This window comes from Streptomyces sp. NPDC007084, assembly GCF_040703595.1.
In the GTDB taxonomy this organism is placed as follows: Bacteria; Actinomycetota; Actinomycetes; order Streptomycetales; family Streptomycetaceae; genus Streptomyces.
On sequence record NZ_JBEYFY010000025.1, the window covers coordinates 68316 to 81191 of the forward strand.

Genomic DNA, 12876 nt, shown 5'->3' on the forward strand with positions numbered 1-12876 from the left:
GTGCGGCGGTCCTGTTCGGCCGACCAAAGCTATCAACGCCATGCGGCCACCCCAGGTTCCACCCGTGGCTCCAGGATGCACTGTGCGGTGACGGGGACAAAGCTGTGAGCCATGGGCATCGAGGAATACGGCGGCGGCCAGGGTCCCCAGTCGGACGTTCTGGTCGTGACGACGAACGACGTACCCGGTTACCGCGTCGAGCGGGTCGTCGGTGAGGTCTTCGGACTCACCGTGCGCTCGCGTCATCTGGGCAGCCAGATCGGCGCGGGTCTGAAGTCGATGATCGGCGGTGAGCTGAAGGGGCTCACCAAGACGCTGGTGGAGACCCGGAACCAGGCCATGGAGCGCCTGGTCGAGCAGGCACGCACGCGTGGCGCGAACGGCGTGCTGATGTTCCGCTTCGACGTGAGCGAGGCGGCCGACGTGGGCACGGAGGTGTGCGCGTACGGGACGGCCGTGGTGCTGGTGAAGGAGTGACGCCCGCGCGGACGCGGTTCCGGGCCCGTTTCCGGCCGCCGCTCGGGATGTTATGTCCGTTTCGCGCGCTTAATGTGAGCCCGTGACCGACGACATGGCTCCCCCGGGGCCGACCCTCTCCCGGGCGACGCCCGCGCGGACCCTGCTGCCGACGTTCCTTCCGGCCGTGGTCGTCGGGGTGGCCGCCAGCCTTCTCTTCGTGGGCGTCAGCGAGCTGGCCGAGCAGCTCAAGGACGTGTTGTGGACGACCCTTCCGGACGCGCTCGGCATCGGCCGCTACTCCTCCCTGTGGATGATCGTCATGCTCACCGCCACGGGCGTCCTGGTGGGGCTGGTGGTGTGGAAGGCGCCGGGACACGCGGGCCCCGATCCGGCGACCATGGGGCTCCAGGCCTCCCCGGTGCCCCCCGTGGTCCTGCCGGGGCTCCTGGTGGTGACGGTGCTGATGCTGGCCGGCGGTCCGAGCCTCGGCCCCGAGAACCCGATCATCGCGGTCAACGTGGCGCTGGCCTTCTGGGCGGGCCGCCGGTTCGCGCCCGCCGCGCCCGGCGAGCTGTGGCTGAGCCTGGCGGAGGCGGCGACGATCGGCGCGCTGTTCGGTACGCCGGTCGCGGCGGCGCTGGTGATCTCCGAGGCGCTCGCCGGGCGTGAGACCAGGGGCATGCTCTGGGACAACCTGTTCGCGCCGCTGACGGCGGCGGCGGTCGGCTCGATGACGACCAGCCTGGTGGGCCACGCCAGCTTCGACCTGAAACTGCCGCCGCTCGGCGCCCCCGGCTGGTCCGACGTGCTGTCCGCGCTGGCCGTGGCCTCCGCGGCGGCACTGCTCGGCATGGCGGCGGTGTACGCCTTCCCCGTGGGCCACAAGGTCTTCTCCCGGCTGGGGCACCCCATGGTGGCGCTGCCGGTCGGCGGGCTCCTGCTCGGCCTGCTGGGCTGCCTGGGCGGCCCGCTGACGCTGTTCAAGGGCCTGGACCAGATCGCCGAGCTGGCCCGGCATCCGGACGACTACTCGACGGGCCGGCTCGCGCTGATGACGGGGGTGAAGCTGGTCGCGCTGGTCGTCGCGGCCACCTGCGGCTTCCGCGGCGGCCGGATCTTCCCGGCGGTCTTCGTGGGCGCCGCCTTCGGCCTCTTCGCCCACGCGGTGGTGCCCGCGGTGCCGCTCTCCGTGGGGTTGGCGGCGGGGGTGCTGGGCATGCTGCTGGCGATCACGCGCCAGGGCTGGGTGAGCCTGTTCACGGCCGCCGTCCTGGTGTCCTCGCCCTCGATCATCGCCCTGCTCTGCATCGCCTCGCTGCCAGCCTGGCTGCTGGTGACCGGCCGGCCCCAGATGCAGCTGCGCGAGGACGGGACCGCGATCCGGTGAAATGCCGTCAGGTGAAATACCGTCAGGTGAAACACGATCGGGTGAACCGCGATCCGGCGGCCCGATCGGTGAACCGACGGCGGGCCCGCGTCCGATGAAGGAATGAACGGGGACGCTCCGTCCCGCCGAAAGATGGGAGAACCCATGCCGCTCCACAAGGGCCAGGCCGCGCACGACGAGACCCCCCTGGCCGTCAACCCCTTCTACGGGGAGGCCAACCCGGTCAGCGGCATGGTCGAGGCACCCCCCAAGCACCGCCTCCCGGACGGCCCGCTGCCGCCCACCACGGCGCTCCAGCTCGTCCACGACGAGCTGATGCTCGACGGCAACTCCCGGCTGAACCTCGCGACCTTCGTCACCACCTGGATGGAGCCGCAGGCGGGGGCGCTGATGGCGGAGTGCCGCGACAAGAACATGATCGACAAGGACGAGTACCCCCGGACGGCGGAGCTGGAGCGGCGCTGTGTCGCGATGCTCGCCGACCTGTGGCACGCGCCGGACCCCTCGGCCGCCGTGGGCTGTTCCACGACCGGGTCGAGCGAGGCCTGCATGCTCGCCGGCATGGCGCTCAAGCGGCGCTGGATGCGGCGCAACGCGGACCGCTACCCGGCCGCCCGGCCCAACCTGGTGATGGGGGTGAACGTCCAGGTCTGCTGGGACAAGTTCTGCAACTTCTGGGAGGTGGAGGCCCGTCAGGTCCCGATGGAGGGCGACCGGTTCCATCTCGACCCCCAGGCGGCGGCGGAGCTGTGCGACGAGAACACCATCGGGGTCGTCGGCATCCTCGGCTCCACCTTCGACGGGTCGTACGAGCCGATCCAGGAGCTGTGCGCGGCTCTGGACGCCCTCCAGGAGCGCACGGGCCTCGACATCCCCGTCCATGTCGACGGCGCGTCCGGCGGGATGGTCGCGCCGTTCATCGACGAGGACCTGGTCTGGGACTTCCGGCTGCCGCGGGTGGCCTCGATCAACACCTCCGGCCACAAGTACGGCCTGGTGTATCCGGGCGTCGGCTGGGCGCTCTGGCGGACCCCCGAGGACCTGCCCGAGGAGCTGGTCTTCCGGGTGAACTACCTGGGCGGCGACATGCCGACCTTCGCGCTCAACTTCTCCCGCCCCGGGGCGCAGGTCGCCGCGCAGTACTACACGTTCCTGCGGCTGGGCCGCGAGGGCTATCGCACGGTGCAGCAGACCACCCGGGACGTGGCGCGGGGCCTGGCCGAGCGGATCGACTGCCTGGGCGACTTCCGGCTGATCACCCGGGGCGACCAGCTCCCGGTGTTCGCTTTCACGACCACGCCCGAGGTCACCGCGTACGACGTGTTCGACGTGTCCCGGCGGATGCGGGAGAGCGGCTGGCTGATCCCGGCGTACACCTTCCCCGAGAACCGGCAGGACCTGTCGGTGCTCCGGGTGGTGTGCCGCAACGGCTTCACCTCCGACCTGGCCGACCTCTTCATGGACGACCTGAGACGCCTGCTGCCCGAACTGCGCAAGCAGTCCGGGCCGTTGACCCGCGACAAGGGGGCGGCGACCGGGTTCCACCACTAGCGCCCGTCGTTTAGGTCACGCGCGGGGCGCTGGAGGGGGATCAGCTCCGGGAGGTGCCCTGTTCCTCGGCGACCAGTTCGAAGGCCGTCCTGCCGTCGAGGGACTCGCGGATGATGTCGGCGTGGCCGGCGTGGCGGGCCGTCTCGCGGATCAGGTGGAGGGCCAGCCAGCGCATCGAGACACGGCCCTCGGGCGGGAACCAGGGGGCGTCGGGCAGCGCGAAGGTGTCGTCGAGGCTCGGCACCGAGCGCAGGAAGGCGTCGGTCTCGGCGGCGACCTTCTCCCAGTAGGCGAGCTGGGAGGCGACGGTCTCGCCCTCGGCCAGGACGAAGCACTCGTGCCAGTTCGACTCGTCCCGCCGCACGGCCGGGGCCTCGCCGCGGGCCCGGGCGATCCACCCCTGCTCGGTTTCGGCTACGTGCTTGAGCAGCCCGGACAGGGACAGCTCACTCGCGCTCGGCCGGCTCGCGGCCTGTTCCTCGGTGAGGCCGAGCAGGGCCCGGCGGATGCCGCCGCGCTGCTCCTCGATGAAGGCGAGAAGCGCCACCCGCTCGTCTCCGCGCTCCTCGGCTCGCACGTGCGTGACCATGACCGGCCCCTCTCGTCGGGTTCTCTCGCTGGCCTGACACGACCGACGCTACGGCCCATTGCGGTCAGATCCTGTCCGCAATGGGCCCGGGGCGAGGAGAAAGGTGAGAGAGACGAGACGAGAGGAGGGCCGGCTGTCGGGAGCCGTCAGAAGGGGAAGCGGCTGCGGCCGTGCTGGACCGAGATCCACTTGGTGGTGGTGAAGGCGTCGACGGTGGTCTCGCCGTTCAGGCGGCCGATGCCGGAATGCTTCTCGCCGCCGAAGGGGACGAGGGGCTCGTCGTGGACGGTGCCGTCGTTGACGTGGAACATGCCGGTGTCGATCTGCTTGGCGAAGTTGACCCCGCGCTCGATGTCACCGGTGTGGACGGCGCCGGACAGCCCGTAGGGGGTGTCGTTGACGAGACGGACCGCCTCCTCCTCGCCGTCGAACGGGACGAGGAAGACGACCGGGCCGAAGACCTCCTGGCGGAGCAGCGCCGAGTCGGCGGGCAGGCCGGTCAGCACGGAGGGCTCGACCAGGTTGTCGGTGGTGGTGCCGTGCACCAGGGCGGTGGCGCCCTCGGCGATCGCCTGCTCGACGGTGCCCGACAGGGCGTCCGCCTGCGAGGAGTTGATGACCGGGCCGATCACCGTCCGCGGGTCGCTCGGGTCGCCGGCCTTCAGCGTGCGCACCTTGGCGACGAACTTCTCGGTGAACTCGGCCTCCACGGAGCGGTCCACCAGGACGCGGTTCGCGGCCATGCAGACCTGGCCCTGGTGGACGTAACGGCTGAAGACCGCCGCGTCGACCGCGTAGTCGACGTCCGCGTCGTCCAGCACCACCAGGGCGCTGTTGCCGCCGAGTTCGAGGATGGAGCGCTTGAAGTTCGCGGCGCAGACCGTGGCGACGTGCCGGCCGACCTTGTCGGAGCCGGTGAAGGAGATGACCTTGGGGATGGGGTGCTCGATGAAGGCGTCGCCTATCTCGGCTATGTCGGTGATGACGACGTTCAGCAGGCCGGCGGGCAGCCCGGCGTCCTCGAAGATCTTCGCGACCAGGGAGCCGCCGACGATCGGCGTGTTCTGGTGCGGCTTGAGGACCACGCCGTTGCCGAGCGCGAGCGCGGGGGCGACGGACTTGACGGACAGCAGGAAGGGGAAGTTGAAGGGGCTGATGACGCCGACGACGCCCACCGGGACGCGGTAGAGGCGGTTCTCCTTGCCGTCGACCGGCGAGGGGATGATCTTCCCCTCCGGGCGCAGCGCCAACTGGACCGACTCGCGCAGGAATTCACGGACGAGGTGCAGTTCGAACGCGGCCTTGAGGCGGGTGCCGCCCAGCTCCGCGATGATCACCTCGGTGATCTCGGCCTCGCGCTCGTCGATCAGGGCGAGGGCCTTCTCGAAGACGACGCGGCGCGCGTAGGGGTTGGTGGCGCCCCATTCCTTCTGGGCGCGCTCGGCGGCGCGGTAGGCGTCGTCCACCTCCTCGACCGTGGCGATGGTGATCGAGGCCAGCTTCTCGCCGTCGTACGGGTTGAAGTCGATGATGTCCCAGGAGCCGCTGCCCGGGCGCCACTCGCCATCGATGTACTGCTGGGCCAGGTCGGTGAAGTAGGACGACATGTGCTCCCTCAATCCCTGTGCTGCCGAGGCAGGCTCCTGTCCCGGGGCAGCGGACATCCGATCACGGTCTGATCAACCGTCATCGTACTGGTGTTTCAAGGGAGTTGAAGGTGGTGTGGCGGGTCCGCGGAGGGGACCAGGAGATCCACGGAGGGGACCAGGCAATCCGCGGAGGGGGTCAGGAGAGCTGGAGGAGCCCCCGCAGCAGATCACGGCTCTCGGACGGGCCGGGACTGTCCTGCTGGAGTTCCTTGAGTGCGTTCTCGTACTGGGTGACGTCCTCGCGCTTGTCCAGGTAGAGCGCGCTGGTGAGCTGCTCCAGGTAGACGACGTCCGAGAGGTCGGACTCGGGGAAGCTGAGGATGGTGAAGGAGCCGCTCTCGCCGGAGTGGCCGCCGAAGCTGAACGGCATCACCTGGAGCCGCACGTTGGGCCGCTCCGAGACGTCGATCAGGTGCTGGAGCTGGCCGCGCATGACCTCGCGGTCGCCGTAGGGGCGGCGCAGCGCGGCCTCGTCGAGGATGATGTGGAACTCCGGCGCGTTCTCGGCGACGAGGCACTTCTGCCGCTCCAGACGCAGGGCCACACGGCGGTCGACGTCGGCCGCGGAGGCGCCCTTCATCCCGCGCCGGACGACCGCGTGCGCGTACGCCTCGGTCTGCAACAGGCCGTGCACGAACTGCACTTCGAAGACCCGGATGAGATGGGCGGCGCCCTCGAGTCCCACATAGATGGGGAACCAGCTCGGCAGGACGTCGGAGTAACTGTGCCACCAGCCCGCGACGTTGGCCTCCTTGGCGAGCGAGACCAGGGAGGTGCGCTCCGCCTCGTCGGTGATGCCGTAGAGCGTCAGCAGATCCTCGACGTCGCGCGTCTTGAAGCTCACCCGTCCCAACTCCATGCGGCTGATCTTCGATTCGGATGCGCGGATCGAGTAGCCGGCCGCTTCACGGGTGATGCCGCGCGCCTCACGCAGGCGCCGCAGATGTGAACCCAGCAGCATGCGCCGCACCACCGAGCCGCTCGACTCACCAGCGCTCACGTTCGTCCGCCTCCCCAACCGTCTTCCCGACGCCGCAGTCTGCCACTAAAACACTTCAAGCAGTACTCGTTCGGTTACGGAAACGGAAAGGAGCCGAACCAGCCACGCACCAACAGATCAACGGATCGTCAACAACGGGAATAAGACGCCAGAAGAAATCACCCGGAACCGGGAAGGCAGGGTTCAATCCGGGCGCGTGCACGTGCATCTGCCCTTGCATCTGCTGTGCGCATTCGGAACCATGGTCCCCGCGCCACCGCTGCATCGCAACGACCGCGAACACCCGGGAGTGCCTCGCATGGGGACGAATGGATCGACCATGCTCGAACCCTTACGGCAGGGACTTCCGCCTCTCGATCCCGCAGCCGTGTCCAGCGCCGCCTCGTGCGCCCTGCCCGCCCGCTTCGAAGCGGTCCGCGAGGCGCGGCAGTTCACCCGCAGAACGCTGGACCAATGGGACATCGGCGAGCGGTTCGACGACGCCTGCCTGGTCGTCTCCGAGCTGGTCACCAACGCGCTGCGGCACGCGCTGCCGGCGGACACCCCGCGCGACGACCAAGGGCCGCCCGTGCGGCTGCACTTGATGCGATGGACCTCACGGCTGGTGTGCGCGGTGCGCGACCCCAGCCACGAGAGCCCGGTCGCCGGCGACTCGGACGACTTCTCCGCGGAGTCCGGGCGCGGCCTGTTCCTGGTCGAGTCGTTCGCCGACGGCTGGGGCTGGCACCCGCTGGCCGGGACGCTCAGCGGCAAGGTGGTCTGGGCGCTCTTCCGGCTGCCCCCGCATCCGGGCCCGGCGACTCCCCCCTGTACGTGACGAACCGCGGCGCCTTTCGGTGCCGCGGTTCTACGCGCGTAACGGCGCGGGACGCTCCGGTCACCCTCGGTGAGGTGAACGTCCCGGGGTCAATCGGGTCAGCCGGCGATCAGGTGGTCGAACTCGCCGTCCTTGATGCCCAGGAGCATCGCCTCTATCTCCGCGCGGGTGTAGACGAGCGCGGGCCCCTCCGGGAAGCGCGAGTTGCGCACCGCCACCTCGCCGCCGGGCAGCCGCGCGAACTCCACGCAGGAACCCTGCGAGTTGCTGTGCCGGCTCTTCTGCCAGGCCACGCCGTCGAGTTCGGTCGCTGCCATCCCGTTGTAGACGTCGTTCACGTCACCGGCCATACCGTTGTACACGTCATCCAGGTCGAACACGTCGTGGTCCACAGGTCGCTCCCCGGTCGTGCAGTGGCTGAGGTGGCCATAGATGCAGTGGTCAACTGACTCGGATCATAGCTCTGTTCATGTGCAGATGCATGGGCAGATGCACGTGCACGGGGGGTAGGCCTGCGGTTACAGCTTTTACCGGCGCTTGACGTCCCCCGCGTAGAGGAAGAGACGCGTGCCACGCCTTTTCTGTTCCCCTGCGCATGTGATGGTCCGGTGTGGGAGGGCGGGGACGGGGGCGCGCGACAGGGCGTGACGGGGGGGGTGGACAGGGGTGAGGGCGAGGGGGAGGACAGGGCCGTCTGCGGGGCTGCGGGACCTCGGATACTGGCACTCGGGTACTTCCGTACTCCTGGTAACTTGCTGGCGCCGTTCAGGCGACGCGGCATCCGACGCACCCTTGGGGGCTTCAGTGACTACGGCGATCTTCCCGTCACGCCGGACACGTCTCGCGGCCGTGACCGCGGGGCTGGCGGCGGCGCTCGCGCTGGCCGGCTGCGGCGGCGGGGGTGACGGCGGCTCCGACGACCGGCCGACGGGGCCGAGCGCGAGCCCGAATCCGAGTGCGTCCGGGACGGGCGGTACGGAGAGGGCCGGCGGGGCGGGGGGCGGGTCCGGTGACAGCTCCGGAAGCGGCTCCGGAGGCGCCTCCGGGGGCGGCTCGTCCGGCGGCGGGGAGCTGTCGGGAAGCTGGCTGACGACGGCGGGCGGCAAGGCCGTGGTGCTGATGGTCAACGGCACCCAGGCGGGGCTTTTCGCGACCGGGGGCACGATGTGCAGCGGTACGGCCACCGGCAAGTCGGGTACGCGGACGATCCGGCTGGCCTGCACGGACGGCAGCAAGGACCGCGCCGTCGGCACGGTGGACTCCGTACGCGGCCGGACACTTCAGGTGACCTGGCAGGGGGGCCTCGGCAAGGAGACGTACACCAAGAGCGAGGGCGGGAAGCTGCCCACGGGGCTGCCCACGGCGAGTCTCGGGGCGGGGTCCTGACGGCGGGGCGGCTAAGGCGGGGGGGCGGCGGTGACGGGGGTGACGGCGGTGACGGCGGTCAGGTCGCCAGGGGGAGTTCCCCGTCGAGTGGCCGGTGGTCTCGTTCAGTAGGGACTGGGGGTGATTCGGTCCCGGGCCGGGTGAACTGTGGGCAGAAACAGGCGATATCGGTCCCGGGCGGGTGAACGGGGAGGGGTGCGCGGTGTCGGCGGGGTGGTGTGCGTGATGATCCATGGACATCGCTTCGACCCCCAGGGGAACCCATGCGCGCTCTGCCCATCGCCGTCACCGTCTTCGCCGCCGCCCTCGCTCTGACCTCCTGCGACAGCGGCGGTTCCGGCGACTCCGGGAAGTCCGGGGACCCGGCCGGCTCCGGTTCCGCCACGAAGGCGGCCGTCGCGGCCTGTGTGATCGGGGACGCCGGTGTCCAGGTCGGGCCCGCGAACGCCGCGACGGCCGCCGGGGACACCGGCAACGTTCCGGTCACCCTCACCAACAAGGGGGGCCGCTGCGTGCTGAAGGGGGTCCCCCGGGTCTCCGTCAAGGCTGCGGCGGGCGGGAGCGGGGCGGAGATCGGGGCCGAGGGGTCCGCGCCGTCCGAGGAGCTGACGCTCGCCAAGGGGGACACCGCGTCCTTCACCATCACGTACGTGCGGGGGGCCGACGGGGACGCCAATTCGCTCGCCGCGAAGACGCTCACGATCGGTTTCCCGGGGGGCGGGGCCACGCGGGACTTCCCGTGGTCGTACGGGGCGGTGGCGGGGAAGGGGTCGGCTGAGGTGTTGGAGGCTTCTGTGTCGGCGTTCCAGCATGCGGGGGACTGACGGCGTCCGGCCGCACCGGGGTTTGGTGCCCCCGCCTCGGGGCGGGGGGCGCTCCTGGTCGTCCGTTCCCTGTCCGCCCGGTGGGGGTTGGGCGCGCAGTTCCCCGCGCCCCTGGCGGGGTGGGGGCGGTCGCTTCTGGTGTTTTGTTGGGGCGTGGCACGATCGGGGGATGAGTACGTCCAGCACCGTCGAGCGCGCCTTTGAGGTTGCTCTCTACGCCGACTCCGACGCGGCCCTCGACACCGGCGCCTCCCTGCTCGCCGCCGATCCGGCGTCCGACGCAGAACTCGGCCGGCGTGGGCGGGAGTTCGTCGCGGGGGCGTGGCGGCGTGGCTGGCAGCCTGCGGACCTCGTACGGCTCGTTCGGCGCGACCTGGACGACATCCACGTACGACTGGTGACGTCCCTGATCCTCTGGGAGCAGGAGGGCGAAGGTGCGTCACGCGGGGCGCGCTGGGCCGCGCAGCTCGACGAGCTGGCCGCCGCCCCGCACGACGTCCGCACCGACCGTTTCTCCCAGGCCACCGCCACCCTGGAACTGTGCCGGCTGCTGCTGCGCCTGCCCTCCATCGAGCCGCTGGAGCCCCCTCGGGTGGCGCGAGCGGCCGGCCCTGCCGGTGTCCCGAGCGAGACCCGCATGCTCACCCGTATCCGCGCCCTGCTCGCCAAGGCGGAGGCGACCGGCTTCCCGGAGGAGGCGGAGGCGCTCAGCGCGAAGGCGCAGGAGCTGATGGCGCGGCACAGTATCGACGAGGCGCTGCTCGCTGCCCGTACCCACGCGGCGGACGGGCCGGGCGCCTGCCGGATCGGCGTCGAGGCGCCGTACGAGACGGCCAAGGCGGTGCTTCTGGACGCGGTGGCCGGGGCGAACCGCTGCCGTGCCGTGTGGAACGACGCCCTCGGCTTCTCGACCGTCGTGGGTTTCGAGGCCGACCTGGAGGCCGTCGAACTCCTCTACACCTCGCTCCTCGTGCAGGCCACGGCGGCGATGACGAAGGCCGAGGCGGCCCAGCGGGCGGGGGGCCGGAAGCGTACGAAGACCTTCCGGCAGTCGTTCCTCGCGGCGTACGCGCACCGGATCGGCGACCGGCTCGCGTCGGTCGCGAAGGGCCAGGTGACCGCCGCGGAGGGGGAGTTGCTGCCGGTGCTGGCGGCCCGTGACGTGGCCGTCGCGGACCACCTGGACCAGATGTTCCCCGAGACGGTGACGACCAGGATGCGCGGGGTGACCGACGCGGCAGGCTGGCACGAGGGCTCCGCCGCGGCAGACCGGGCACAGGTCCGCCCGCACCCTCCGCTCCGAGGCGAGCCAACCCGCCGGGGGTGAGCCCCCAAGGGAGCGGGGAACCGCGTGATCGCGGGTAGGCGCCGGGAGGCGGGTGCTCCCGTCGCGCGTCGGGGTCCGGCTCCCTCAAGGGTCCGGGGTCCGGCTCCCTCAGGGGTCGGGGTCCGGTTCCCTCAAGGCCGGGCCGCGCCGTCAAGTGGCGCGAAGCCCGGCGAGATGGACGCGCAGGAAGCGGCGCCATGCCGCATCGTCGCCTTCGGGTGAGGCGGCGACCACTCCTCGTATCGCGACGATGAGCGCCTTGATGTCGTCCGCTGTCACATCCGGCGCCAGATACCCCGAGTCGACCGCCTGCCGCGTGAGCCGGCGGACTCGGTCCGCGGTTTGCGCGCTCACGGTGTCGTCGCTGGAGACCCGGTCGGTCAAGGCGGCGGCGTACCGGCGCTTCTCCGCGGTGAAGACACCCACGAAACCGAGAAACTCCTCAAGCCCGGCGGCCGGGTCGGGATTCGCGAGAGCGGCTGCGGCGGCCTGGTCCAGCTCCTCGACGAAGAGCCGTGCGATGGCGTCGAGCAGGGCGTCCTTGCCGGCGAACCGCCGGTAGATCGTGCCGACACCGACGCCGGCACGGGAGGCAATGGCCTCCATGCTGGCCTGCGGTCCTTGCTCGGCGAAGACCGCGCGTGCGGCGCTGAGAACGATCGCGTCGTTGCGCAGTGCGTCGCGGCGCGGGGCACGACGAGATGCGGAGGGGCTGGTCCGTGGGCTCACGGCGCCAGTGTACTCAAAACGGAACCCGCATTCCGCAAGCATGTTAACGTGAATGCAGATTCCGTTTTGGCAAGGAGAACCTGCTCATGAGAATCACGGCCGGCTGGCAGAGCCTTGACCCCAGCAGCAACGCACTGACGCGCGTCACCATCGAGCGGCGTGAGCTGCGCGAAGATGACATCGCCGTCCGGATCGACTACTGCGGTGTCTGCCACAGCGACCTGCACCGCATCCGCGGAATGCTCGGCGAGAAGGACCTCGTGCCCGGTCACGAGGCGACCGGCGTCGTCGTCGCCACCGGCCGGGAGGTCACCGGCTTCGCCGTGGGTGAGCGCGTCGCCATCGGCACGATCATCGACTCGTGCGGCGAGTGCGCCATGTGCCTGGCAGGACAGGAGAACTACTGCTACGACCGTCCGACCACCACCTATGGCGGTACCGACCGCATCGACGGCACCGTGACCAAGGGCGCCTACAGCCGCGAGTACGTCCTGCGCGAGAAGTTCGCGTTCCACCTGCCCGACCAACTCGATGCGGCCGCGGCGGCACCGCTCATGTGCGCCGGGGTCAGCGTCTGGGAGCCTCTGCGGGCCGCGGGCGTCGGCCCCGGCAGCCGCGTGGCCATCGCCGGCCTCGGCGGGCTCGGCCACCTCGCGGTCAGACTCGCCGCCGCGTTCGGAGCCGAGGTCACCGTCCTCAGCCGCAGCACGGCCAAAGCCCAGGACGCACGGGCTCTCGGGGCGGCCGGACTGCTCGTGACGACCGACGACGCTCAAGTCGCCGCCGCACGAGGCAGCTTCGATTTCATCCTCGACACCATCTCGGCCGATCACGACCTCACGCCGCTCATCGGCATGCTGGGCCTCGACGGGACCCTGTGCGTCCTCGGAAACCCCCTGCTGGCCGGGCCGAAGCTCTGGGAACTGGGGGCCGGCCGCAAGAAGCTCACCTCCTCCGGCACGGGAGGGCTGCGGCAGACCGCGGAAATGCTCGAATTCTGCGCTTCACACGGCATCACAGCCGACGTCGAGACCCTTCCCTCCGGCAGGATCGAAACCGCGCTGAACCGCCTCGCCGCCGGCGACGTCCACTACCGGTTCGTACTGGACATGTCCGACCTCGACCAGTAGCCCCCTCCCCGATCAGTAGCCCCCCTCC

General features: G+C 70.6%; 13 protein-coding genes. 8 read left to right on the plus strand and 5 right to left on the minus strand.

The window, feature by feature from the left end:
* Window positions 1-111 precede the first annotated feature (111 nt).
* From AB0912_RS21235 to AB0912_RS21245, 3 genes are all read left to right on the plus strand, one after another.
* Window positions 112-477 (plus strand): YbjQ family protein, encoded by a 366-nt coding sequence (locus AB0912_RS21235; RefSeq protein WP_366701938.1) that lies wholly within the window; start codon window positions 112-114, stop codon window positions 475-477.
* A 94-nt stretch (window positions 478-571) separates the two neighbouring features.
* On the plus strand, window positions 572-1846 hold the full coding sequence (locus tag AB0912_RS21240) for an ion channel protein (RefSeq protein WP_366702003.1): 1275 nt from the start codon (window positions 572-574) through the stop codon (window positions 1844-1846).
* 144 nt (window positions 1847-1990) lie between these two features.
* Window positions 1991-3397: a glutamate decarboxylase gene (locus tag AB0912_RS21245; RefSeq protein WP_366701941.1), complete on the plus strand. Its 1407-nt coding sequence runs from the start codon at window positions 1991-1993 to the stop codon at window positions 3395-3397.
* Between the two features lie 40 nt (window positions 3398-3437).
* On the opposite strand, the gene AB0912_RS21250 is transcribed toward AB0912_RS21245, so the two are convergent.
* From AB0912_RS21250 to AB0912_RS21260, 3 genes are all read right to left on the minus strand, one after another.
* Entirely contained in the window at window positions 3438-3986 is a 549-nt protein-coding gene (locus AB0912_RS21250) for a DinB family protein (protein ID WP_366701943.1), read from the minus strand.
* Between the two features lie 146 nt (window positions 3987-4132).
* The gene (locus tag AB0912_RS21255) at window positions 4133-5593 is read right to left on the minus strand and encodes an aldehyde dehydrogenase family protein (RefSeq protein WP_366701945.1); all 1461 of its coding nucleotides are present in this window, start codon (window positions 5591-5593) and stop codon (window positions 4133-4135) included.
* Window positions 5594-5771: 178 nt separating this feature from the next.
* Window positions 5772-6596, minus strand: coding sequence for a helix-turn-helix transcriptional regulator (locus AB0912_RS21260; protein ID WP_366702005.1), 825 nt, complete (start codon window positions 6594-6596; stop codon window positions 5772-5774).
* Window positions 6597-6933: 337 nt separating this feature from the next.
* Between AB0912_RS21260 and AB0912_RS21265 the strand changes: the two genes are divergently transcribed.
* Window positions 6934-7452: an ATP-binding protein gene (locus tag AB0912_RS21265; RefSeq protein WP_366701947.1), complete on the plus strand. Its 519-nt coding sequence runs from the start codon at window positions 6934-6936 to the stop codon at window positions 7450-7452.
* Between the two features lie 98 nt (window positions 7453-7550).
* On the opposite strand, the gene AB0912_RS21270 is transcribed toward AB0912_RS21265, so the two are convergent.
* Window positions 7551-7844: a DUF397 domain-containing protein gene (locus tag AB0912_RS21270; protein WP_366701949.1), complete on the minus strand. Its 294-nt coding sequence runs from the start codon at window positions 7842-7844 to the stop codon at window positions 7551-7553.
* Window positions 7845-8256: 412 nt separating this feature from the next.
* Between AB0912_RS21270 and AB0912_RS21275 the strand changes: the two genes are divergently transcribed.
* The 3 genes from AB0912_RS21275 (at window position 8257) to AB0912_RS21285 (ending at window position 10989) form a co-directional block, all read left to right on the plus strand.
* Complete coding sequence (locus AB0912_RS21275; protein WP_366701951.1) at window positions 8257-8838, plus strand: hypothetical protein; 582 nt, start codon at window positions 8257-8259, stop codon at window positions 8836-8838.
* A gap of 263 nt (window positions 8839-9101) precedes the next feature.
* On the plus strand, window positions 9102-9662 hold the full coding sequence (locus AB0912_RS21280; RefSeq protein ID WP_366701953.1) for a DUF4232 domain-containing protein: 561 nt from the start codon (window positions 9102-9104) through the stop codon (window positions 9660-9662).
* A 169-nt stretch (window positions 9663-9831) separates the two neighbouring features.
* Window positions 9832-10989, plus strand: coding sequence for a DUF2786 domain-containing protein (locus AB0912_RS21285; RefSeq protein ID WP_366701955.1), 1158 nt, complete (start codon window positions 9832-9834; stop codon window positions 10987-10989).
* Between the two features lie 150 nt (window positions 10990-11139).
* Here the strand turns inward: AB0912_RS21285 and AB0912_RS21290 are convergent, their stop codons facing one another.
* Window positions 11140-11718, minus strand: coding sequence for a TetR family transcriptional regulator (locus AB0912_RS21290; RefSeq protein WP_366701957.1), 579 nt, complete (start codon window positions 11716-11718; stop codon window positions 11140-11142).
* Window positions 11719-11804: 86 nt separating this feature from the next.
* Between AB0912_RS21290 and AB0912_RS21295 the strand changes: the two genes are divergently transcribed.
* Window positions 11805-12848 (plus strand): NAD(P)-dependent alcohol dehydrogenase, encoded by a 1044-nt coding sequence (locus tag AB0912_RS21295; protein WP_366701959.1) that lies wholly within the window; start codon window positions 11805-11807, stop codon window positions 12846-12848.
* The last annotated feature ends 28 nt before the right edge of the window (window positions 12849-12876 follow it).

Bases quoted from the DNA above. Each gene is read 5' to 3' on its own strand.
- AB0912_RS21235 (WP_366701938.1), top strand. From the start codon at position 112: ATGGGCATCGAGGAATACGGCGGCGGCCAGGGTCCCCAGTCGGACGTT.
- AB0912_RS21240 (WP_366702003.1), top strand. From the start codon at position 572: ATGGCTCCCCCGGGGCCGACCCTCTCCCGGGCGACGCCCGCGCGGACC.
- AB0912_RS21245 (WP_366701941.1), top strand. From the start codon at position 1,991: ATGCCGCTCCACAAGGGCCAGGCCGCGCACGACGAGACCCCCCTGGCC.
- AB0912_RS21250 (WP_366701943.1), bottom strand. From the start codon at position 3,986: ATGGTCACGCACGTGCGAGCCGAGGAGCGCGGAGACGAGCGGGTGGCG.
- AB0912_RS21255 (WP_366701945.1), bottom strand. From the start codon at position 5,593: ATGTCGTCCTACTTCACCGACCTGGCCCAGCAGTACATCGATGGCGAG.
- AB0912_RS21260 (WP_366702005.1), bottom strand. From the start codon at position 6,596: ATGCTGCTGGGTTCACATCTGCGGCGCCTGCGTGAGGCGCGCGGCATC.
- AB0912_RS21265 (WP_366701947.1), top strand. From the start codon at position 6,934: ATGGGGACGAATGGATCGACCATGCTCGAACCCTTACGGCAGGGACTT.
- AB0912_RS21280 (WP_366701953.1), top strand. From the start codon at position 9,102: ATGCGCGCTCTGCCCATCGCCGTCACCGTCTTCGCCGCCGCCCTCGCT.
- AB0912_RS21285 (WP_366701955.1), top strand. From the start codon at position 9,832: ATGAGTACGTCCAGCACCGTCGAGCGCGCCTTTGAGGTTGCTCTCTAC.
- AB0912_RS21295 (WP_366701959.1), top strand. From the start codon at position 11,805: ATGAGAATCACGGCCGGCTGGCAGAGCCTTGACCCCAGCAGCAACGCA.